This window comes from Rhizobium sp. RHZ01 (assembly GCF_014851595.1).
Lineage (GTDB): Bacteria > Pseudomonadota > Alphaproteobacteria > Rhizobiales > Rhizobiaceae > Rhizobium > Rhizobium altiplani.
On sequence record NZ_JACUZZ010000027.1, the window covers coordinates 1 to 22919 of the forward strand.

At 59.5% G+C, this 22919-nt stretch carries 19 protein-coding genes and 3 pseudogenes; 6 read left to right on the top strand and 16 right to left on the bottom strand.

Annotation, left to right across the window (positions count from 1 at the left end; translation table 11 throughout):
* Both IB248_RS23835 and istA read right to left on the bottom strand, forming a co-directional pair.
* A partial coding sequence (locus tag IB248_RS23835; protein ID WP_192241773.1) for an ATP-binding protein occupies window positions 1–499 on the bottom strand: 499 nt, incomplete at its 3' end.
* Entirely contained in the window at window positions 496–1980 is a 1485-nt protein-coding gene (gene istA, locus IB248_RS23840) for an IS21 family transposase (RefSeq protein ID WP_192241774.1), read from the bottom strand. The genes IB248_RS23835 and istA, both read right to left, overlap by 4 nt.
* A 179-nt stretch (window positions 1981–2159) precedes the next feature.
* Between istA and IB248_RS23845 the strand changes: the two genes are divergently transcribed.
* Window positions 2160–2591 (top strand): fatty acid desaturase, encoded by a 432-nt coding sequence (locus IB248_RS23845; protein ID WP_281419723.1) that lies wholly within the window; start codon window positions 2160–2162, stop codon window positions 2589–2591.
* Between the two features lie 38 nt (window positions 2592–2629).
* Here IB248_RS23845 and IB248_RS23850 read toward each other — a convergent pair whose 3' ends face one another.
* Window positions 2630–3421: an NYN domain-containing protein gene (locus tag IB248_RS23850; protein ID WP_192241775.1), complete on the bottom strand. Its 792-nt coding sequence runs from the start codon at window positions 3419–3421 to the stop codon at window positions 2630–2632.
* 290 nt (window positions 3422–3711) lie between these two features.
* Here IB248_RS23850 and IB248_RS23855 point away from each other — a divergent pair, with 290 nt between their 5' ends.
* On the top strand, window positions 3712–4794 hold the full coding sequence (locus IB248_RS23855) for a PHB depolymerase family esterase (protein ID WP_192241806.1): 1083 nt from the start codon (window positions 3712–3714) through the stop codon (window positions 4792–4794).
* Window positions 4795–5053: 259 nt separating this feature from the next.
* Window positions 5054–5225, top strand: a pseudogene (locus tag IB248_RS31900) (sensor histidine kinase); the annotation flags it as partial.
* A 207-nt stretch (window positions 5226–5432) separates the two neighbouring features.
* On the opposite strand, the gene IB248_RS23860 reads toward IB248_RS31900, so the two are convergent.
* The gene (locus tag IB248_RS23860) at window positions 5433–6008 is read right to left on the bottom strand and encodes a response regulator (RefSeq protein ID WP_348648619.1); all 576 of its coding nucleotides are present in this window, start codon (window positions 6006–6008) and stop codon (window positions 5433–5435) included.
* A 1345-nt stretch (window positions 6009–7353) separates the two neighbouring features.
* On the opposite strand from IB248_RS23860, the gene IB248_RS23865 reads away from it, so the two are divergent.
* From IB248_RS23865 to IB248_RS31905, 3 genes and pseudogenes are all read left to right on the top strand, one after another.
* The gene (locus IB248_RS23865) at window positions 7354–7641 is read left to right on the top strand and encodes a hypothetical protein (RefSeq protein ID WP_192241776.1); all 288 of its coding nucleotides are present in this window, start codon (window positions 7354–7356) and stop codon (window positions 7639–7641) included.
* Between the two features lie 110 nt (window positions 7642–7751).
* Complete coding sequence (locus IB248_RS32400) at window positions 7752–8111, top strand: hypothetical protein (protein WP_348648620.1); 360 nt, start codon at window positions 7752–7754, stop codon at window positions 8109–8111.
* Window positions 8112–8834: 723 nt separating this feature from the next.
* Window positions 8835–9041 (top strand): annotated as a pseudogene (locus IB248_RS31905) (hypothetical protein); the annotation flags it as partial.
* 13 nt (window positions 9042–9054) lie between these two features.
* Here the strand turns inward: IB248_RS31905 and IB248_RS23880 are convergent.
* From IB248_RS23880 to IB248_RS23935, 12 genes and pseudogenes are all read right to left on the bottom strand, one after another.
* A pseudogene (locus IB248_RS23880) lies at window positions 9055–9399 on the bottom strand (ISKra4 family transposase); the annotation flags it as partial.
* Window positions 9400–9593: 194 nt separating this feature from the next.
* Window positions 9594–11096 (bottom strand): glycerol kinase GlpK, encoded by a 1503-nt coding sequence (gene glpK, locus IB248_RS23885; protein WP_192241777.1) that lies wholly within the window; start codon window positions 11094–11096, stop codon window positions 9594–9596.
* A 20-nt stretch (window positions 11097–11116) separates the two neighbouring features.
* Window positions 11117–12622, bottom strand: a complete 1506-nt coding sequence (gene glpD / locus IB248_RS23890; protein WP_192241778.1) for a glycerol-3-phosphate dehydrogenase — start codon at window positions 12620–12622, stop codon at window positions 11117–11119.
* Between the two features lies 1 nt (window position 12623).
* Window positions 12624–14090, bottom strand: coding sequence for an NAD-dependent succinate-semialdehyde dehydrogenase (locus tag IB248_RS23895; RefSeq protein WP_192241779.1), 1467 nt, complete (start codon window positions 14088–14090; stop codon window positions 12624–12626).
* The gene (locus IB248_RS23900; protein WP_246779291.1) at window positions 14087–14842 is read right to left on the bottom strand and encodes a TSUP family transporter; all 756 of its coding nucleotides are present in this window, start codon (window positions 14840–14842) and stop codon (window positions 14087–14089) included. The genes IB248_RS23895 and IB248_RS23900 overlap by 4 nt, the downstream gene beginning before the upstream one ends.
* Before the next feature lie 17 nt (window positions 14843–14859).
* A complete protein-coding gene (locus IB248_RS23905; RefSeq protein WP_192241809.1) occupies window positions 14860–16851 on the bottom strand; it encodes an alpha-glucosidase in 1992 nt (663 codons plus the stop codon).
* Between the two features lie 11 nt (window positions 16852–16862).
* A complete protein-coding gene (locus IB248_RS23910; RefSeq protein ID WP_169681651.1) occupies window positions 16863–17627 on the bottom strand; it encodes an SDR family oxidoreductase in 765 nt (254 codons plus the stop codon).
* 9 nt (window positions 17628–17636) lie between these two features.
* Complete coding sequence (locus IB248_RS23915; RefSeq protein WP_169681653.1) at window positions 17637–18521, bottom strand: SMP-30/gluconolactonase/LRE family protein; 885 nt, start codon at window positions 18519–18521, stop codon at window positions 17637–17639.
* Window positions 18522–18531: 10 nt separating this feature from the next.
* The gene (locus IB248_RS23920; protein WP_169681655.1) at window positions 18532–19332 is read right to left on the bottom strand and encodes an HpcH/HpaI aldolase/citrate lyase family protein; all 801 of its coding nucleotides are present in this window, start codon (window positions 19330–19332) and stop codon (window positions 18532–18534) included.
* A 10-nt stretch (window positions 19333–19342) separates the two neighbouring features.
* Complete coding sequence (gene araD / locus IB248_RS23925; RefSeq protein WP_169681656.1) at window positions 19343–21088, bottom strand: L-arabinonate dehydratase; 1746 nt, start codon at window positions 21086–21088, stop codon at window positions 19343–19345.
* Window positions 21085–21939 (bottom strand): carbohydrate ABC transporter permease, encoded by an 855-nt coding sequence (locus tag IB248_RS23930; RefSeq protein ID WP_192241781.1) that lies wholly within the window; start codon window positions 21937–21939, stop codon window positions 21085–21087. Before IB248_RS23930 ends, araD begins: the two co-directional genes overlap by 4 nt.
* A gap of 4 nt (window positions 21940–21943) precedes the next feature.
* Window positions 21944–22879 (bottom strand): sugar ABC transporter permease, encoded by a 936-nt coding sequence (locus IB248_RS23935; RefSeq protein ID WP_246733644.1) that lies wholly within the window; start codon window positions 22877–22879, stop codon window positions 21944–21946.
* Between the last annotated feature and the right edge of the window lie 40 nt (window positions 22880–22919).

A 22919-nucleotide genomic window follows, 5' to 3' on the forward strand; every position in this document is an offset into this window, starting at 1 on the left:
CGAGCTTGGTGATAGCGGCTTCGAGCTGAAGCTCCCGCCGTGCGACCTGCAGCTTCTGCACGAGGTCGGTGGTGCGGGTGTACAATACCCGCCAGCCGTTCTCGATCAGGGCAAGGCCGATGGCTGCAGCGAGATGGCTCTTTCCGCCACCTGGCGGGCCGAACATGAGGATGTTGGCACCTTTTGCGAGCCAGCTATCACCGGCGGCGATAGCCATCACCTGGGCTTTCGAGATCATGGGGACGGCGTCGAACGCGAAGCTGTCGAGCGTCTTTCCCGGCGGCAAATGCGCTTCGGCGAGGTGACGTTCGATCCTGCGATGCGCCCGTTCGGCCAGTTCATGTTCGGCAATGGCCGAGAGGAAGCGGGCCGCTGGCCATCCTTCACGATCGGCCTGCTCGGCAAATTGCGGCCACAGCGTTTTGATCGTCGGCAGCCTCAGGTCATTGAGCATGATGCCGAGGCGGGCTTCGTCTATGGTGTTTGAACCATTCCTCATGCGACCTCTCCCGCATAGGCCGCACCGATCAGAGCTTCGTAGCCATTGAGCGATGCGAGTTGCACATGAACGGTCGGTAGCCTGGCCGGGTCGGGCGCGAAGAGAGCTCTCAGGACGGCAAGGTCAGGCAAGTCGCCGGCGTCGAGCGTTCTGGCAAGCTCCTCGGCCAGTTCTCGCTCGCATCCGCGATCATGAGCGAGTGACAGAAGCTCGACGGTGATCTTGCATGCCTGTCGCTCAGGCAGTCGATCGAGGAGAGTGTCGAAGGTCCTTCGGTATTCCGGCCGAGGGAACAGCTTGTCGCGATAGACGAGGTTGAGAAGTGCCATCGGCTTTTTGCGCAGCGAGTGGATGACATGGTGATAATTGACAACCTGATCGTGTTTGCCACTCGCATGGGCGCGACCTCGCGGCAACGTCAGTAGATGCGTGCCGCCGATGAAGACGTCGAGGCGATCGTCAAACAAACGCACCCGCAGCCGGTGGCCGATCAAGCGGGAGGGGACGGTGTAAAAGACCTTGCGCAAGGCGAAGCCGCCGGTGCGGGACACGGTGACGACCACCTCTTCGAAGTCCGTGGTGCGGCGATCGGGAAGCGCCTGCAGATGCGGGCGCTCGGTATCGATGCGCTTACCATGCGCGGCGTTGCGGCGGCTGACGATCTCATCAACGAAGGTTCGATAAGAGCCAAGATCGTCAAAGTCCCTGGTGCCGCGCATCAGGAGAGCATCGCGGACAGCTCTCTTGAGATGGCCGTGTGAACTTTCGATCGAGCCGTTCTCGTGGGCGACGCCCTTGTTGTTGCGCGTCGGCGTCATCCGGTAATGAGCGCACAGGTCTCCGTAGCGGTTTGTGAGATCGACCTTGGCATCAGCATCGAGGTTGCGGAAGGCGGCCGACAGGCTGTCGCTGCGGTGATAGAGCGGCGAGCCGCCAATGGACCACAGGGCGTTCTGCAGGCCCTCCGCCAAGGCGACGAAGCTTTCGCCGCCGAGAATGACATGGGCGTGCTCAAAACCCGACCAGACCAGCCGGAAGTGATACAGCAGATGGTCGAGCGGTTGACCTGCGATGGTCACACCAAGGCTTCCCATGTCGGTAAAATCCGACAGACCAAGTCGGCCAGGTTCATGTGTCTGGCGGAAGATCACATCCTGCTCCTGGCCATGAATGGCTCGCCACGACCGAATGCGTCGCTCCAATGTGCGGCGAATGCCCTCGGGCAGTTCCGGGTGGCGACGCAGCATCTCGTCATAAACGGCAACCGGCCGAATGCCGGGTGCGGCTTTGAGGAGCGGAACGACCTCCGCGTCGAAGATATGTTCAAGCGGATCAGGCCGACGGCGGCTGCGTGGCGGTTTGCTCTGCGACGGAAGGCGCTGTTCTTTCTCTATGCGAAAGGCCGTCGCCCGGCTGATCGACGCCTTTGCGGCGGCGACCTCAACAGAATGTGTTTGTCGGTACTTCATGAATAATCTCATCTGATGATCGGTTACATGACGACCCGGCACAAAGGTGGTTCTCCATTCCAGAAAACCGTCATCGTATCGGGCCGACCGCGATCATGAGACGTCAAAATTTGCGCCGCGGCGGTGGGTATAACTCCGGTCGGGCTACGCCCTCCCTTCGTCACACCCACCGCCGCCGAGTCTCATCTTGATTGACGCTGAATCTCACCTTGTTTGCCGCTACGCACCTGACCTTCCTGGCGGTGCATCTGCCGATCACCCTGCTGGCCGGAGCCGCGGGCATATGGCTTTTCTACGTCCAGCACCAGTTCGAGGAAACCCATTGGTCGAAAAAGCCCGAATGGCAGTTTTCACATGCAGCCCTTCATGGCGCGTCGCACTACGATCTGCCGCTCGCACTTCGCTGGATCAGCGGTAATATCGGCATCCATCACGTTCATCATCTGTCGAGCAGGGTGCCTTACTACAGGCTGCCGGAAGTGCTGCAGGATCACCCCGAACTGGCCGGCGTCGGCCGTATTACGCTGATGGAGAGCCTGCACTGCGTAAAACTGGTTCTCTGGGATGAGCAAAGCCGGCGCCTGATCTCGTTCCGCGATGCCGCAAAGTTGCGGTACGCGTAACAGTAGGCGATTTAACAGGCCATCGTGGATGAACCACGTTATTCCGTGGCGGGACTTTTTGCAGAGCTGCGGGAGCGTCCTCTCTTTGCTCTTTCCTCCGCGTTCGGCTTCTGCCTGATGCGAATCCTGAGAGGACTGCCTTCGGTTCGTTCGATGTCGAACTGGCCCGTCTTGCGGACGAGGTCGCTCAATTTCTTGAAGCCGAATGTCCGCGGATCGAAATCCGGTGCCAGATTGAGAAGCTGCTTGCCGACCGTGCCGAGGCTGATCCAGCCGTCATCAGTATCTTCCTGAGCCAGGACCCGCTTTATCAGAAGGCTGGCCGTATCCGGTGACTGCAGGGGCTTGCTGCTTGTGGCGGTATCGCCTTCCTCCTTGATCTTTCCCGGCAAGAGGTTTTCGGTATAGATGAAACGTCGGCATGCTTGGCGAAAACTCTCCGGAGTTTTCTGCTCCCCGAACCCGAAAACATCGATGCCCTGTTCGCGGATGCGTGCCGCTAGCCTCGTGAAATCGCTGTCGGACGAAACCAGGCAGAAGCCGTCGAAACGCCCGCTGTGCAGCAGGTCCATCGCATCGATGACAAGCGTGATGTCGGACGCATTCTTGCCTGTCGAATAGGCGAATTGCTGCTGGGGAATAATCGCGTGCTTTGCCAGGATCTCAGCCCAGCCCCGCGAACGCGTCCCCGAAAAATCGCCGTAGATGCGGCGCACGCTTGCCTCGCCGATCTTGGCGACCTCTTCAAAAAGACCGTCGGCAATTCTCGCTGAGGTGTTATCTGCGTCGATCAGAACCGCCAGACGCGGTGATCGTGGTTCAGATGGCATCTATTGCCTCCCCCTTGCTTCAGTTCAGCCTTGCTACATTTCTTCGGTGATTACCTCGAGACGGGCACTCCGAAGACCGTCGACAGGGCGACATCCGCCGCATCATGACCGACCGCCCTCTCCGATGCTTGAAGAAGGCGCGGTTGGATGAGGGCACCACCTTGAGCAATCGATGTAAGCAATCTGGTCGCGGGCCGCCACATTAACTTTGTGCAACGCAGCAACCTCTAGCGTTCTCGCTCGTTGAGGTAACAATCATCGCCGTCATGGCCGTGATCTTAGGAGCCAAGATGCGACCATTATCCGACACCATAGCTCGTCTGTCACGGTTAAACCGCCGTCCCCCTTTCCCAAGCGATGCCCTCCCCACACGGCTGAGCGACCTTGCAAATTTCGGTTCCAACCCTGGAGCCCTCTCCGCCAAATTCTATGCCCCGTCAGAGCCCCCGAAATCGCCAGCCCTTGCCGTCGTCCTTCACGGCTGCACGCAAACAGCGGCGGGCTACGACGGTTGCGCCGGTTGGTCCAAGCTTGCAGAGGAGTATGGCTTCTACGTCCTTTTTCCGCAGCAGAGGCGCGAGAACAACGCCAACCTTTGCTTCAACTGGTTTGAGAAAGGCGACACGGTCAGAGATCACGGCGAAGCGATGTCCATACGGCAGATGATTGAAACTCTGGCCGCGAAATGGAAAATCGATAGAAAGCGCATTTTCATAACGGGCCTGTCAGCTGGCGGAGCAATGGCGAACGTTATGCTTGCTACCTACCCTGAAGTGTTCGCAGGCGGGGCAATTATCGCGGGACTGCCCTATGGCGTAGCATCAACGGTCCCGGAGGCTTTCGACAGAATGCGTGGCCACGGAGTGCCTGACGGGAACAAGCTGCAAAACCTGCTACGTGGAGCGGCTCCGACATTGACGACGTGGCCGTCAATCTCGGTTTGGCATGGTACAGCAGACCAGACGGTGTCTGCCGTCAATGCCACCGCGATCGTTGACCAATGGCGTGGCGCCCATGGAGTTGAAGGATATCCGCCGACAGTTACAAAGGACGAAGATATGGTGCGCCAGGATTGGCATAACGAAAGCGGCCAGGTCGTACTATCTTATCATTCGATCGATGGAATGGGGCACGGAACGCCTGTCGATGCTTCAAACGATCGAGAAAACAGCGGCCCATTCATGTTAGACGTGGGCCTTTCCTCGACTTCAAAAATTGCTGCCGACTGGGGTCTCACACCGTCGTTTGAACCGAGGCCGCAGTCTACCCAAGCACAGACGGCGCATCTTGCGCCGCCGATAGCTCCCAATTTGTCATCCGGGATAAAGCAAACGATTGAGAACGCCCTGCGAGCTGCTGGGCTGATGAAATAAAGCCATTCGCACAAGCGCACGGACACATTGGGCTGTTGGCTTTTGCTGTCGAATCGACTCGTTGGCAATCCTGATTAACCCGTCAACCGTAAGGTCGCCGCCACTGGAACCAATAACGTCATCGCTCGCGCTGTTGGCGCTCTCCCACAGATTTGATGGTGCCCCTCGAACAATTCTGGTGGAAACCGGAACCATGGGGCGTTGGCGTGTTGGACTACGCCAACCTTATGCAGGGCTGGCAGTTACTTCCTCAAGCAAAGCTATGGGAACACTCTTCAAGCCGTTCTTCCGAGGCGAAGTGCGCGGCAGCCAGCAAGGACTGGGTCTGGGTCTCTACATCAGCCAGCGAGATCGCACGGGTCCACGGTGGGGCACTTTCCGTGAGATCGGATGAAAACGAGACGCGCTTCACTTTCGCTATGCCGCTCTAACCGCATGTCAACGGCCATCTTCCCGCGCGAGACGGACGTTGACATGCCGGGATGTCGATGAATGGGTGGCGGTCGTGCAATGGCTGCCCATCGAGATCATCACGTCGGCGACCACGACTCACAGCCGTCATCCCCTCCGGCGCGTGCGATTGCCTCGCCAAGCCATGGCATGAGCTGGTCATCGCCGAGATAAGGAAGGCGGTCTGATCAGCGTTTGCGGCGGGGGCCGTTCGGAAAGTGCTCCAACAGCGCTCCGAGAACCGTCTCAGCGGAGAACGGCTTTTGAATGAAACTTGCGTTGTCCGGCAGGTCGCAATCGTTCGGCAGCCGCGCCCCGGAGGCGACGACGACCTCGATGCCCGGCCAGCGTTCGGCCACCTTCCTGGCCAGTTGGAATCCATCCATATCCCCTCCCGTATACACATCCGTGAAGAGAAGCTGGAGCGAATTGTATTTGATCAGGAACGCAAAGGCATCATCGGCCGACGACGCCTCGACGACATAGTATCCCGCGCCGGAGATGATGTCCGCGGTGTCCATGCGGATCAGTGGTTCGTCGTCCACGACAAGGGCGATTGGTTGGGAGATTTCGTCGAATTGCTTGCTGCTCATGCCGGGTAACCTTCGCGCCGCGCGGTTGTTCCACGCAGCGCGAAAGCAATTCGGCGACACGTCGCGCGCAGCGCCAAACGGCAGGCCGGCAATGATCGCCACCCCCGCGAACGATTCGGGATAGTTGGCGACCAGCGCGGAGGTCATCCCCCCGTCGAAGGCGCGAACCACATGGAGCCTTACGACAGTTCATCAAACGACCCTCGACGGAGCCGGGCCACGAAGCAGCAGAGTAAACCCGTCCCGGCGCCATGCCTTCATAGGAGCTCTCACGAGGAGGGACGGCTTACCTGACTCTCTCAATCATGCTCTACCAAGCTTCTCCCGGACGTGAATCTAGAGGATTGCGGCTAGTTGCCCAGCAGACCCTGTATCTCGTAGCGATGCCGACAGGGACCTAGTCCCGGTCGCTTCCCGATTAAGCACGCACGCCATCTCCTCAGCATCGATTTTCGAAAGGTTTAATAGGGGAATGAATCGCGGCTTGGCGACACTGCTGGAGTGCGTGTCAAACACCGCCCAACTGCCGTTCACCTCGCGCCGATACGTGTAGGGCATTTCGGTCGTCTCGCTCATTTCACCATCTCCGGCATTGCGCCCTCTATAGACCGCAGCAACACGGACTTTGAGGGGACATGCAGAGGACCGGCGAGAGGCCGCATCTTGGAGGTCAAGTAGTGTGCTCGCTTGAGCAGCGTCTGAAGGATTTGTGCGTCACGTGCACGAAAGTCGACGTGCTGAATGTTGGAAGACACAGGGGTCCTCCTTTCAAATAAGGCCAGGGTTGGTGGCCCTGAAGTAGCAGCGCCTGTAAAAATTGCTGCTGAAGTGGCGACAATGGGCGCATGCCTATGTAATGGCAAGCGATCAATTGAGGTCACTTCGGCCTGACCCTCACAAGAAGGCCATCTCGCCGATCCGTTCCAGGCAGAACGAAACAGCATTGATTGGACGAGAATCTCGGCGTGATCGACATCGACCTTTCGACTGCCGAACGTCTCGAACAGAATATGCACTTGCCGGGATTGAGGTTCAGCGCGAGCGCTCCCCTATCGCCTGAGAGGACTGTAGAAAGTCGCGGCATCGCTGCTTAAGAACTACGCCGATTTCTTTAGCTTGGATGTGACTGCTCTGGGTCGGTGGCAGAAGAATGGCTCTCGTTTGTGCTCGCTTTCGAGAATTGCCGTCAGCCTCATCTTGTAATTGTGGTTGGCATCCCCATATTTGCTAAGGTAGCAGCCACAGCACGGGCGCTGCTTTCAAGGGCGCTTAGAAACGCTCTAGCCCCAATCAAGGAGGACACGATGTCTTCCACCCAATCCCTACACCGCGCAACTCGCTACCTCAGCCGGTTTCGGTATGTCGAATTCATCATCAAGTCGACACCAATAATATGCATGGCTTTCGTTCTTTACCTCATACTCCACGGCACGTTCGGGTAGCGGTAGCAGCGCGCATATTCACGGGCCGCAAGGCGCTTGCGGCATGACCAACCCAACAGACATGAGGTTTTCCCATGACCGAACGCACCACAGCATCTGAAATCACCTTTTCTCACCCGTTCATCCTAGGTTCGCTGGTCGTACCGCTTGATGCCGGCACCTACCGGCTGATAGTGGATGAGGAGTTGATCGAGGAACTCTCTTTTCCCGCCTACAGAAGAACCGGAACGCATCTCGAAATTCCGGCGGTGGGGGTCGAGATTGGCACCAGGCAATTGCTGCAGGTTCCTCGACAGGAACTGGAGGCGGCAATGCAGAGGGATGCAGAAGACGGTGAGGAAAGCCTTGCTTCCCAAGTATGAGGTCCCCGACGGGCGTCGATGAGGCGAAGCCTCTCAGGACGTTTGACGATGTTTAGTTTTCAGTTCGCACCGGATCGTAGTGCAGTGAATTCCCGCTTTCGCAGTGGGTAATGGTGGCCACCATGGCTGTCGGGCTAGCTCTCTCGATTCGTTGTGGATTGAGCAGCCCCAACAATTCTCGCGGAATAAACCAGCATGCCACCGCCGTCAGCTCGCACCAAACAGCGTCGCCGACCTCCTCTTGCATCAGCAACGTGAACATCGCGAAACCACACCTGGAGATCAACATCATGACCGCTGACAATACCCACAAATATGCGCCTGCAAAATTCGCAAGGGTTTGGAATATCCGTGATTACGCCAAGCGTTTCAGGCTTGATCGATTTGAAGAAAAGCGGCTGCTGAAGCTCCTGGGACCAACGGCGACAGAGCGCCAGCTTCTAATGAACGCGGGCCGCCGGCCGCTCTAGAACGCCGAGCGCGGCAGGAGATCCATAATCAAGAAAGCACCAGCAAACATTGAAAGTTAAGAGCGGGAAAGCCAACGCACTTGGGTCTGCCGAAGAAAGGAAGCCAATCCGCGTCCATTCCAAAGCGCCAAGCCCGGACCTGGAAGCATGTAGAAGCCTTAGACCAACCGCAGTGGAGCTCAGTCTCGTAAACGCGCAACGCTACACCTTCCAGATCAAGGATTGAAACAATGTGCCACAGCTCTGAGGAACCACGATCGACGCTCCGGCGCGTTCTTAGACGCGCCAACTACAAAACGTCGGAAATGCAAGCCGCCGAGGGTGATTTGCATCAGGCTGAAACTGTCATCATTCGCAGAATTGAAGCTGCGACCATTCCCACGAAGAACTATTCTCCGTTCAAACGGCAGCGACAGAGCCGCAATTCTGATGCTATTGCTACGTGGGAGAACGAGGGCGGCTCTGTGCAGGCGTCGAAACAGAAGCGATAGCAACCGCTCCAAAATGCCCTTCTCTAGCGCCATTGGCCGCGACGCACTTCGCCCTTTGCCTGCGTTCAATTGGAGCAATAAGCATAGACCGCAAACGTCGGTTGACCCTTCAAGGAGGGAGGCCTGCGAAGCCTCGTCAGAGATGAACGAACACGTTCTTCGTACATTCACCAACAACGTCCCGGCGCCAAACATCCCTGCCATAGAAAGTGAACGTCGCGCGCTATCGCCGGAGAGCCTGCTTTTTTGGAATGGTCGAGGCGGCTTCACCAAAGACGGACTCGAATACATTATCGCAGCCGATGCACCTCCGACGCCGTGGTGCAATGTTCTCTCCAATGAGGTGTTTGGCTGTCTGACAACTGACAGCGGCCTTGGATACACCTGGGCAGGCAATAGCCAGCTGAACCGGCTGACACCTTGGTCAAACGACCCGGGGTGCAATCGATGGCCAATCTTGCGCTCGATCCGCATTCGCAGCGTCGCCACCGTGGCACGCGCACACGGCAAAGGCCGAAGAGCGAATGGATCGTACGGGATCTGTAATCGTGAACCTGGCGAGAGCAATCGCAGTGCGGGCACTTCCGATCACGCTGGACGGCCTGATCCGTCTGAAACTGCATCAGCTCCTTCTGCAGCTGCAGCTGAATTTCTTTGGCTTCCTCGAGGGAAAGGCCAAAATCGTCGAGACGGGCATCATCGACACTTCGCTCAACGTTGGCAATTTCGCGACGCTGTCGAACGCCGTCCACCCCCACAAGCTCGACGGAGATGATCATCTTCAATTGTGCGGTCAACGAGTACCCTTTCCAAAAAGCACTCGATTACCTGGATATCCTTACCCCCACGTTTTTCCCACTCTCCCGGGCGATGCGCTCGTCGAGACGCGCCAGGACGAGACCCGCTTCAAAAGCCGGTCCCATTGCAGCGGTATTGCCGACCTGGCGGCATTTCGGCTAGCGGCGCGCGCCGGTTAATCCTCAAAGGCTCGCTAAGCGACTTGAGAAGCGAACTGGATGGTTGCCCGCACTGCTGCCTTCCACCCTCGAACCAACTGGAAATTCTGGTCAGCGTCCACGTATGGATGAAAGCCTTGTCCGATTTCCCGTTCGGCGGCGAACTGCTCCGGGCCTGGCCAGCACCCGGCGCCATGACCAGCCAGCCATGCAGCTCCGAGTGCTGTCACTTCGCTTGAATTTGATCGCTGGACAGTAAGACCGACGATGTCTGAAAGGCGCTGCATTGCCCAAGCGTTCTTCGACACACCGCCATCGACGCGAAGCAGCGATATGGAGGCATCCGGCCAATCGCTCCGCATTGCCTGCATCAAATCATGCGTCTGGAGACAGATCGAATCCAGGGCTGCACGTGCAAGCTCCGCCGGACCTGAATTCCTGGTCATGCCGAAGAGCGAGGCCCGGGCGCTCGGATCCCACCAGGGGGCGCCGAGGCCAGTAAATGCTGGAACAAGATAGAGCTGCTGCTCAAGGTCTGCCTGCTGGGCAAGGTCGGCGGTCTGATCGGCGCTGCCGATAATGCCGAGACCATCCCGCAACCACTGAACCGCAGCCCCCGCAATGAAGATGGAGCCTTCCAGTGCATAGGTCATCTGCCGCCCGATCTTGTAGCCTACAGTCGTCAGAAGACGGTTCTTTGAGACAACTCGATCGCTGCCGGTATTGAGCAACGCAAAACATCCCGTGCCATAGGTCGCCTTCATCCTGCCCGGCTCGAAGCACGCCTGGCCGACGAGGGAAGCGTGCTGATCGCCTGCCATCCCCCGTATGGGGACCGTGGCTCCGAGGATGTCGCGTTGCGCCACCCCGAAATCATCTATGTTATCAAGGATTTCCGGAAGAATGGAGCGAGGAATGTTGAAGCAACGCAGCAGCTCATCGTCCCACTGACCCAAGCCAATGTCGCACAGCATTGTCCGAGCGGCGTTGGTGATATCGGTTACATGTCGCTGACCGCCGGTCAGCCGGTAGACCAGCCAGCTGTCGACGGTCCCGAATGCCAGGTGACCTGCATCAGCTGCCTCTCGCGCGCCGCTGACGTGGTCGAGAATCCAGGCGATCTTGCTTGCCGAGAAATAGGCATCAATCAGCAAGCCTGTACGTGAGGCGATGAGGTCACTTGCTCCTTCAGCCCGAAGGCGGGCGCATGCATCGGCCGTACGACGATCCTGCCAGACAAGGGCGTTGTATATTGCCTTGCCGGTGCGACGATCCCACAGGATCGTTGTCTCCCGCTGATTGGTGATACCGATCGCGGCAATCTCCTGCGCTCCGACGGAGGCAGCTGCGATCGCATAGCGGGCCGTCTCGACAGTCGTACGCCAGAGGTCCTCAGGATCGTGCTCGACCCAACCCGAACGGGGAAAGTGTTGCGCAAACTCCTGTTGGCCGAACCCTTTTGCACTGTAGCTCTTGTCGAAGACGATGGATCGTGTCGACGTTGTGCCCTGGTCAATTGCAAGGATGTAATCGCTCATTGTGCCCTCAATCGTCAGGTTCAGCCGGCTGCTGCCTGGCTTGCAGACTGTTGGAGAAATGCCTCCAGTGCCTTGACGTCATCTGTGCCAAACCGGAGGCCGAGCTTGGTGCGCCGCCAAAGAATGTCATCGGTGGAGACGGCCCATTCTCGCCTGACGAGGTGGTCAATTTCATTGACGCCGAGATCCCCGGCTATGATCCTGCCGAGTTCACCCCGGGCACCGAGGATGTCAAAGGCCGACGTTCCATAGAGGCGGGCAAGACGACGGAGCGTCGCCTTCTCCACGCCCGGAGCATGACGGACGAGCCTGGCAACGAGTGCATCGAACCCATCGACGGGAAAGTCGCCTCCGGGCAGAGGTGCGGTTGCCGTCCAGCTCGGCTTGCGGGCGCCGAGAAGCTGCTCGATCTCGGACAGCACGGACTCCGCCAGGCGACGGTACGTGGTGATCTTGCCGCCAAACACGTTGATCATCGCCCCACGTGCCTTATCGCCATCGACCTTCAGGACGTAGTCGCGTGTCGCTTCCTGAGCGCTTGACGCGCCCTGTTCGAAGAGCGGGCGTATTCCCGAATAGGACCAGACGACATCCGTGGGAACGATCTGCTGCTTGAAGTAGGCACCAGCCGACGCACAAAGGTACTCGGTTTCCTCGGCGCTGATCTTGACGGTTTCGGGGGCGCAAATATGGTCGCGATCCGTCGTGCCGATCAAGGTAAAGTCATCCTCGTAGGGAATGGCGAAGATGATCCGCTTGTCGTCGTTCTGGAATATATACGCCTTGTCATGTGCAAAGAGTTTGCGAACGACAATATGACTGCCTTGAACAAGGCGAACATTGCGCGCTCCTTTTCCTTGCGCGGCCATTGACAGGACGCGGTCGACCCAGGGACCAGCCGCGTTGACGACGAGGCGCGCCGTGACCGAGCGGCTCGACTTCGTGATGCGGTTGACCAGGGAAACGGCAAATCCTTGCGCCTTGCGCGTCACCTCTGTGACCTCGGTGCGCGTGAGTATCTCCGCACCTCGTTCGGCCGCATCCCTTGCATTGAGCACGACCATGCGCGCATCCTGCACCGATGCGTCCGAGTACTCGAAGCCTTTCCTGAACTGATCTTTAAGCGGTGCGCCAGCAGCGTCCTTCTGCAAGTCGAGGACCTTGGTGGGCGGCAGCTTCTTGCGCCCGCCAATGTGATCATAGATGAACAGTCCAAGGCGCAGCATCCAGGCAGGCCGAAGCGCCGAATGATGAGGAAGGACGAAGCGCAGTGGCCAGATGATGTGGGGCGCGAGGCTCCAGAGCACTTCCCGTTCCATGAGCGCTTCGCGAACCAGCCTGAACTCGTGATGTTCGAGATAGCGCAGTCCGCCATGGATAAGTTTGGTGGAGGCAGACGACGTGCCGCTGGCAAGGTCGTTCATCTCGGCCAGCAATACCTTGTACCCGCGGCCTGCCGCATCGCGTGCGACGCCGCAGCCATTGATGCCGCCGCCGATGATGATCACATCATAGTCGAACGGCATCTCAGATCCCCGCGACGCAGACATACTTCAGCTCGAGGAAACCCTCGATGCCATACTTCGACCCTTCCCGGCCCATGCCAGACTGCTTGATCCCGCCGAAGGGTGCCATTTCGTTGGCGATCATGCCGGTATTGACGCCCACCATGCCGGCCTCAAGGGCTTCGGAAACGCGCCACACGCGCGCCATGTCGCGGGCGTAGAAGTAGGATGCGAGCCCGAACTCGCTGGCGTTTGCCATCGCGATGACATCCTCCTCGTCCTTGAAGGAGATGATCGGGGCGAGTGGCGCAAACGTCTCTTCCTTGGCAACCTTCATGGCCTGCGTGACGCCTGTGATGACGGTCGGCTGGTAGAAGTTGCCCCCAAGATCGCTCTTGCTGCCACCGGCAAGAAGCTTGCCGCCATTGGCGAGCGCGTCTGCAACATGCTCCTCCATCTTGGCCACGGCGCGCTCGTCGATGAGAGGCCCCTGACTGACGCCCTCCTCGGTCCCGCGGCCAAGCCGCAGCTCGGACACCTTGGCGAGCAGCTTCTCCGTGAAGCTCTCCACGACGCCCTCCTGCACATAGATGCGGTTGGCGCAGACGCAGGTCTGTCCCGCGTTGCGGAACTTGGAAATCATGGCGCCAGCCACTGCGGCGTCGATGTCGGCATCGTCGAAGACGATGAATGGCGCGTTGCCGCCAAGCTCCAGCGACAGACGCTTGATGCCGTCGGCTGCCTCCTTCATCAACCACCGGCCAACCCCTGTCGATCCGGTGAAGGTGATCTTGGCAATCTTCGGATTATGGCAGAACTCGAGGCCGATCGGCTTGGCTTCCCCCGTGACGACGGAGAAGACACCTTTTGGCACGCCGGCGCGTTCTGCAAGCACGGCAAGCGCCAGCGCCGATAGCGGCGTCTGTGACGCGGGCTTCAGGATCATGCTGCAGCCAGCTGCAAGCGCAGGCCCGGCCTTGCGGGTGATCATGCCGTTTGGAAAGTTCCATGGCGTAATGGCGGCGCAGACACCAACGGGTTGCTTCAGAACCATGATGCGCTGGCCGGGATTGGCACCCGGGATGATGTCGCCCTCGATGCGCTTTGCCTCTTCGGCAAACCATTCGAGATAGGCCGCGTTCGAGACGACCTCGCCCTTGGCTTCAGAAAGAGGCTTGCCCTGTTCCGTCGTCAGGATGAGAGCCAGGTCGTCGGCATTTGCGACGATCAGATCATACCAGCGCTTCAAGACCTGAGCGCGTTCCTTCGCGGTTTTCCGCGCCCACAATTTTTGCGCAGTATCGGCGACATCGATTGCCTTTTGGACAGTCTCGCGATCGAGGTCGGGGACCTTTGCGATCACCGTGCCATCGAACGGGTCGGTCACTGCGAATGTCTTGCCGGTTGGCGAGGAAATCCATTCACCGGCAACAAATGCCTTGTCGGTCAGAAGGGTCGAATCCTTGAGCGAGAGAGTGGATGCAGTCATGACAGACCTCCGATGATCTTGAAGAGAGCGGGTAAGGCGAGCGACAGGCCCGACAGGAAAAGCAGGCCGAAGGCCACCCTGCGAAGTGACAGGTTGGAAATCGGCGGCGGCCAACGCTTTGCAGCGAAGGTAAACAGGATGACCACGGGTATTGCGAGCAGCCCCCACCAGAAGCCGGCCTGCGGCATGTCTCCGGCCAAGGCGACGACGGCAAGTCGAATGACGGCATTGATGGCAAAGACGGCAACAAGGGTCTCGCGGATCGTCGGCTGTGGCAACGGCTGACGATAGAGGTGATAGACGAGCGGCGGTCCGGCTGTTGAAAACAGCCCTCCCATCAATCCCGCAATGGCGCCGAAGAATGCAAAGGATCCGGTGGATGAAAGTCGGGCAAGCGGCTGGGGTTTCATCGCCAATTGTATGCTCGAGACCACGATCACCAGACCGAGCACGATCTTCAGCCAATCGATCGAGTGAGCCGCCATCAGGCCGAGAAGCCAGTAGCCGACAAAAAGCAAGAGAATACTGGCGACAATGATCGGCACGAATTCACGCGCGGCAATGTCGCGCCAGCCTTTCACAAGAACCTGCGCGGCATTGACGAATGTGAGACAGCTGACGAGGACGGCGGCGTCGGGTACGGCGATAACGCCGGTGAGCCCGACACCACCCATCATGACGAGGCCGAATGCAAATCCGGTCAGCGTCTGCAGATAAGCAGCGACCGCTGAAAGAAGCAGCAGAATGGCCAACCCGTGAAGATCCATCCCTAGAGAGCCCGCAGCTCTGCGAAATGGTCGGCAAATGGCGAGTCCGAGCGATAAAAGACCGGTGGCTCACCAAGCGGCGAGGCAACCGTGATCTCGTTGCCACCACGATATTGCTCGCCACTCCAGGCGTGCGTCCAGTTCGAACCCTCAGGGAGGTACACGGTGCGCTCGTTTTGAGCGGCCTGCCAGACCGGTGCGACAAGCATGTCGGAGCCGTAGAGGTAGCTGTCCTGGATCCCGTAGGTCTTGCGGTCGTGTTCATAGTGCAGGAACAGCGGCCGCTGTACTGGCAGCCCCTTGTCCGAGGCTACCTGCGACAGCGATTTCAGGTAGGGCGCCATGTGGACATAGACGCCGGTCATGCGGGCGAAGTGCGCAAGGACGGCCGGATCCTGATCGATCTGGACGTTGTCGCGAGGACGATTGCCTTCATGGCTGCGCATGACGGGCGTGAAGGCTGCCATTTCAGCCCAGCGCATCAGCAGCTCGGGAGTGCGGACGTTACCAAAGAGGCTGGTATATCCACCGATGTCGGAGTGGTGATAGGCATTCCCCAGGAGACCGGCAGAAAGGGCCGCGCAGATGACGGTTACCAGGCCATCGTGTCGAGAAAAATCGACAGACTGGTCACCGCCCCACAAAAGCGGGCAGTGCTTCTGTACGCCGGTAAAGCCGGCACGCATGAAGAACAGCGCCTCGCCGGTTTTGCCACGGCTTGCAACCGCCTTGGCATTCACCTCGGCCCAGAGCGTCGGCCATTGATTGTGCATGATCTTCGCGTCGATGCCATTGGCCAGCTCGACGTCGATGGGCAGGTATTCGCCGAAGTCTGCCATCCATCCGGACAGACCGTAATCCAGCATCTTGCCGCCGATGACCACGTCGGCAAACCAGTCGGCCGCCTCCGGGTTGGTGAAGTCGACGACGCCGCAGTCAAATTCGCCGAAGTCGACAAGCGCGGTGCGGCCAAATTCGTCCTTTGCGAAGTAACCGGCTTGGTCGGCTTCCTCAAACAGCGGCCCGTCAACGCAGAGATAGGGATTGACGTAGCCCAGGAAGCGAACGCCCTCGTCGTGGAGCTGTGCAATGCGCTGACGAAGACTGGGGTAACGTTCCTCGTTTGCCTGCCAGTCCCAGAACAGTCGGGCGCCGAAGGAGGTATGACGAAGGCCAACCCAGTCTTCGCACCAGAGACCGGAAACCTTGACGCCGGCTTCCTTCATCTTCTCCAGGCGGGTAAATGAATTCGTCCCGTCCTTGAGGCCGATGATCGCACCGTTGTAGATCCATTCCGGTAGCTGCGGCTGCCTGCCAAAGCGTGCGGAGAGAATTTCCACGAGTTCGACGAAGGTCGCTGCTGCGTATAGCTCGATGCGCTCGGGCACCGCCCAAGCCTCGATCTCATGAAATGTCTTGCGCCGGAAGTCGAACACCGAATAGGCGCTCGTCTCGACGTGAAGCGCATATCGGTTGGAGGAGATGAAGGTCGGCTGCGGGTAGTTGGTGTTGTAATAGTCTCCACCTGCCTTGCCCTCGACGTTCGACTTGAAGGTGATTTCGCTCATCTTGTCGCGACCGACACCCGGTTCGGATGTCCAGAGCGGGAAGCGGCGCCCGCGCATGTCGAAATAGGACATCTGCTCGCCACCGCCCCAGACATGCTCGTCATGATCGGCAACGACGCGCATCCAGAAGCGGTTGATCGAAGGATCCTCCGCCGATAGCTCCAGTGCATTGTCCGTCAGCCTGAGCACCAGGCGGGCGGGCTGGCCTTCGCGCTCGCACAGTGTGACCGTATTACCGTCGACCACGGCGTAGCGGAGTGCACTGCGTTCGATCACGTAATCTTCGATCTCGAAGTTGCCGCGATACATGTCCATGCGCTCATCGCCATGGCCGACATAGATTGCCGGCGTCGATGCACTGTGGCGCAGGATTGCGTGGCCGTTCAGCGAAATGGTGAAACCGTTGGGTGTTGTTTCGAGTATCATGTCCGTCATGCTCAGTTTTGTGTGAGGCCAGCGTCGACGACGAAGTTCGCGCCCGTGCAGCCGGCGCTCTCGTCGGAACCAAGGAAGAGTGCCATGCGGGCGACATGGGTCGCGTCGAGCCGGAATTTCAGCGCCTGCAGATCGATGAACTGTTGGTTCTGTTCAGGCGAGGTCCAGAGCTTCAGCTGCCGCTCGGTGACGATCGCACCAGGCACGATGCAGTTGACGCGAATTCCGGATGGCCCAAGTTCGCGCGCCAATGTCCTGGTCATGCCGTTGATGGCCGCCTTCGCCGTCGTATAGCCGACCATCCCCGGGCGGCCGCGCATCCATGAAATCGACCCCAGCATGATCACCGAGCCGCGAGCCTGTTTGGCCATGCGGCGGCTTGCTGCCTGGGTTGCAAAGAATTGATGATCAAGATTGAGCGCCAGCGCATGACGCCAGTAGTCGGGCTCGACCTCACCGATCGGGTGACGATCGTCCTTGCCGGCGTTGTTGATCAGCACGTCGATGGCGCCATGCTTGTCTTCGACGGCGCTGATCGCGCTCCGCAGCCGATCGATATCTGTTATATCGCAGCTCAGGAAGTCTGCCCCAGCCGCTGCGGCCGTGCGCGCACCGGTCTCGGCATCGATGTCGATGAACGACACTCTCGCGCCCTGCTCGGCAAAGGCTTTCACCATTTCTTCGCCGATGCCCGACGCACCGCCGGTGATCAGCACATTGCGGCCATTGAGCGAGGCGTAGCGGACGGAATCGTAAGGCGACGACATGAGTGGATCTCACACTTCGGGATCAAACAGGTTTTTTGGAAGACCGACGACGTCGGTGCGCATGGAAAACAACGCGCCCGACAACGGGTATCTGGAAAGCTCGGCATCAGACCGCCCGACCCGCGCGCTGGTGCAATAGAGCGTTTTCATATCCGGGCCGCCGAAGGTCACCATGGTCGGGCACAGGGCCGGAACCGGATATTCCGCCAACAGCTTGCCGTTTTGATCGTAGCGCTGGACGCGTCCGCCCTCGAAAAGCGCCGTCCAGTAGCAGCCCTCCACGTCGACTGCACCACCATCTGGCCGCCCCTTGTCTGCATCGCTTCCGAACCGGGCGAAGACCTGCCGATTGCTGACCGAGCCGCGTGTCGGGTCATAATCGAAGGTGTAAAGCGTGTAGCGAAGCGTGTCGGAGTGATAGAGCCGCTTTGCACCCGGCGAGAATGCAACGCCGTTCGATGTCAGTAGGCCTGAAGCAAGCTCGGCAAGCCCGTCGCGATCGAACCTATAGAGGCTGGCGATCCCCCGTTCCCGCGTCTCATCGACGGTGCCGGCGACAAAGCGCCCGGCCGGATCGACCATGCCGTCGTTGAAGCGACTAATCGACTGGTCCTCGGGATTGTCGGCGAGCTTGCGCAGGAGCGCGCCCTTTTCGTCAAGCAGCCACAAGCCGGATCGGAGACCTGCAATGAACCCGCCACCCTTTGCAAGCCCGATGCATCCGACCTCTTCAGGCAGTTCCATGGCCGTCAGGTGCCGCGACAATGGATCGAAGCGGTGGATCCGGCAGGCTTTGATATCGACGAAGTAAAGCACCTGTTCGGCAGATGACCATAGAGGGCACTCGCCAAGAAGGGTGTTCGCCTCGAGAACGGGTGTGAAGCCGGTGCTCACCGTCGCCACCTCAATAGGCAGCTGCCGGCAATGCCGGCGTAGCAGCACTACCGTTCAGGACACCCAGCCATTCGTTGGCGCGGCCGGTCATCATGGCAACGTCGGAGGCGATTGCCGCAAAGCTGTAGCCATACCCGATAAACCTTTGAACCATCTCGGGATTGGGACCGACGATGCCGATCGGCTTGCCGGCGGAACGTGCATCTTTGGCTGCTTTCTCGATCAGCGCCTGAACCTCGGGGTGTGCGATGTTGCCGATGTGTCCCATGGCCGCCGACAGGTCGCCGGGGCCGACGAAGACGCCATCGATACCTTCGACGGCAGCGATCTCCGGCAGTCGCTCGATTGCTTCGGGCGTTTCGAGCTGAACGATCGTGCAGATCTGGTCATTGGCCCGCTTCAGGTAGTCGGGGATCGTGCCGAACTTCGAGCCGCGGTGAACGGCAGCGACACCGCGAACACCTAGTGGCGGATAGCGCGTGTAAGAAGCAGCCGCCTTCGCCTCGTCGGCGGTCTGGACGAACGGCAGCATGACGGTGCGTGCGCCGGCATCAAGGACGCGCTTGACCAGCACCTGATCGTTCCAGGCGAGGCGAACAACCGGTTCGGCCGGCGTGCAGCCTACGGCTCTTAGAATCTGGGCAAGGTCGGAGACTTCGATTGGCACATGCTCCATGTCGACCACGAGGAAGTCGAAGCCGACGTAGCCAAGCGCCTCCGCCGTCGACGGGGCTGCGGCCATCAGCCATGTCCCAAGCGGGGTGCGTTCGCCAGCTTTGATCCAGCTCTTGAAATTGTTGGTGAGGCTCATGCTCGTTTCCTTAGAAAATGACGGGATCCGGCACGACAGCCGTACCGCTCAGGAAATCAAAATCGCACCCTTGATCTGCCTGGCTGACATGCTGCTGGTAGAGAGCGGCAAAGGAGCGCTGGTAGACGGGGGCTGCGGGCTTCCACTCGCGACGGCGCCGTTTAAGTTCCGCCTCGTCGACCCTCATGTTGATGGAGCCTGCCGCAACGTCGAGCTCAACCAGGTCACCGGTCTTCAAGAAAGCAAGCGGGCCACCAATCGCGGCCTCGGGAGAGACATGAAGAATGCAGGTGCCGTAATGGGTACCGCTCATCCGCCCGTCGCAAATGCGCACCATGTCGCGCACGCCCTGCTTGAGGAGTTTCTTCGGGATCGGCAGATTGCCCCACTCCGGCATGCCGGGCGCGCCGACAGGACCGGCGTTGCGAAGGACGATGACCGTATCCTCGTTGATGTCGAGATCGGGATCATCGAGGGTCTTGTTCATGACGGCAGGATTGTCGAAGACGATTGCCGGGCCGACATGCTTCAAGAACTTCGGATTGGCGGCCGATGATTTCATGACGGCGCCATTCGGAGCGAGGTTGCCGCGCAACACCTCGAGCGTCTTGCCGCGCGACAGCGGCACGACAGGATTGTCTTCGCCGCGGATGACGTCGTCGTTCCAGCATTCGGCGTCCGCGATGTTGTCACCGAGCGTGCGTCCGTTCACGGTCAGGCAATCAAGATCCAGCCGATGTGAGAACTTCTTCAGGAGGGCCAGCAATCCGCCCGCAAAATAGAAATCCTCCATCAGGAACTCGCCCGACGGGAAGACATTGGCCGCGACCGGAACCTTTGCTGCCATGGCCGCCATGTCGTCGAGCGTGAGTGAAATGCCGGCGCGCCTGGCCATGGCGATCAGGTGGACGGCGGCATTGGTCGAGCCGCCAAGCGCCATATAGGCGACAAGTCCATTCAGGAAGCTTGCGCGATTGAGGATGCTTGAAGGCTTCAAATCCTCCCAGACCATCTCGACGATGCGCACGCCGCAGGCAGATGCCATGCGCGGATGTCCAGAATCGACTGCCGGGATCGAGGAGGCGCCAGGCAGCGTTAGCCCCATGGCGTCGACGATCGAGGTCATGGTCGAAGCCGTTCCAATCGTGTTGCAGGTGCCCGCCGAGCGGGTCATGCGGCTTTCGAGGTCAACCCAGTCCGACTGAGTAATATTTCCAGCCCGCAACTCGTCCCAATATTTCTTCGTGTGGGTACCGGCGCCGGTCTTCGTTCCGCGCCATTGTCCATTCGACATCGGGCCGGCTGGACAGAAGATGACGGGAATATCCATCGAGATCGCGCCCATCAGAAGCGCCGGCGTGGATTTGTCGCAGCCGCCAAGCAGGACAGCACCGTCGATCGGATGTGATCTGAGCAGTTCCTCGCATTCCATCGCCAGGAAGTTGCGATAGAGCATGGTGGTCGGCTTTACCATGACCTCACCGACCGAAAGGGCTGGCATCTCGACCGGGTAGCCACCGGCCTGCCACACGCCACGCTTGACCGCCTCGGCGCGGTCACGCAGGTGGGCGTGGCATGGGCTCATTTCGCTCCAGGTATTGATGATGCCGATGACCGGCCGCCCCAGGAACTCGTCGCGGCGCATGCCCATCTGCTGGGTGCGCTGGCGATGCGCGAAACCGCGCATGTCGTCGGAGGCAAACCAGCGCTGGCTGCGCAGGTCGGCAAGATCACGTTTTGCTTTCACGCCGGTCATCCCTTGATACCACCCGCTGTCAGACCGGACACCACACGCTCCTGGAAGATGACGATCAGGACGGCGACCGGCACGATGCCGACCACGAGTGCCGCCGATATCACCGGCCACGGGAACGCAAACTCGCCCTGATAGAGCTGGATGCCGACGGGAAGCGTGCGAAGTTGCGGATTTGAATTGAACGAGAGGGCGAGAAGGAATTCGTCCCAGGCGTTGACGAACGCGAGGATGCCGGCGGTAAAGACGCCAGGTGCGCACAGCGGCACCACGACCTTGAAGAGCGCGCCAAGCCGCGTGCAGCCATCAATCATCGCAGCGCTCTCAAGATCGCGCGGAATTCCCTCGAAAAACGAAACCAGCATCAGCGTGCACACCGGCAGGCTCAGCACAGTGTAGGGCAGGACCAGGGCCGTCCAGGTGTTGAGGAGGTTCAGTGTCCTCATGATTTCGAACAGAGGGACGAGCAACGTTACCAGCGGGAATGTCGAGACAGCGATGATGGCGGCGAGAATGAGCCCGCGATGCTTCAGATTCAGGCGTGCAAGGGCGTAGGCCGCGAGCACCGAGACCAGCAGCGTCAGCGCGGTCGACAGGAGCGCCACCACGAAACTGTTGAACAGAAACAGGTGAAGCGGCTGGTCGGAGAAGGCCTGCATGTAGTTCTGCAGCGTCGGCGCGTGCGGAAACCAGGTGATCGGCTTGGCAGTCAGCTCGCCTTCCGTCTTCAGCGACGTGAACAGGATCCAGAGCGCTGGAAACATGCCGTTGACGAGCAGGATGATGGCGGCGATTGCGCGAAGCGGCTTGCCGGAAAGAAAGCTACCGGGACCTGATGCGGTGGTGGTGGTCATTGCGCTACTCCTTGGTGCGGATCATGCGCAGGTAGACGGCGGTGACGCACATGGAGAGCGCGAACATCACGACGGCAAGCGCAGAGCCGTAACCGAGATCGAGGAAGGAGACGGTGTTCTGGTGGATGTACATGGCAAGTGTCGCCGTCGATGTGCCGGGACCACCACCCGTCATCATGTAGGGGATATCAAAGGTTTGCAGCGACGTGATCGTCCGGAAGATCAGGGCGACGACGATCGAGGGCTTCAGCAGCGGCAACGTGATCTCGAAGAATTGGCGCAGACGTCCAGCGCCGTCGACATCGGCTGCCTCGTAGAGTGAACGCGGAATGGTCTGCAGGCCCGCCAGGATGATCAGTGCCATGAAGGACGAGGTCTTCCAGATGATTGTCAGGCAGATTGCAGCAAATGCCCAGTTCGGCGAGTTGAACCAGATGACACCAGGCAGGCCGACGCGGTTGAGAACATCATTCACAACGCCGTATTCGGAATGGAAGAACCACGCGAAGATCAGGCCCGCAAAGGACAGGGGAAGAGCCCAGGGGATCAAGAGCGACAGGCGGACGGGCCACTGGGTGCGAAACGGCAGGTTTGCCATCAGCGCAAGCCCGAGGCCGACAATGAGGGCGCCTGGGACGGTGATCACGGTGATGAGTACGGTATTCCAGGTGGTTTCCCAGAAGACCGGATCGTCGATCATCAGACGGTAGTTTTCGAGGCCGGCGAACTCGGCCGGCAGGCCCGATGTCAGCGACAGGCTGAAGAAGCTCGTATAGGCCAGCCGGCAGACGGGATAAACGATGATCAGCGCAAGCAGGAGCGCTGCCGGTGCAAGCAGGAGAATGGCCAGCGATCTGTCACTGAGATCCAGCCACCGCACCCATGCGGCCTGGCGCGGCTCGACATCGGCGCTGATCTTGAGGGAGGTTGTGGTCGCCATGACAAGTGTTCCGGTCCATCGGGTGGTTCTTTTGAAGGGC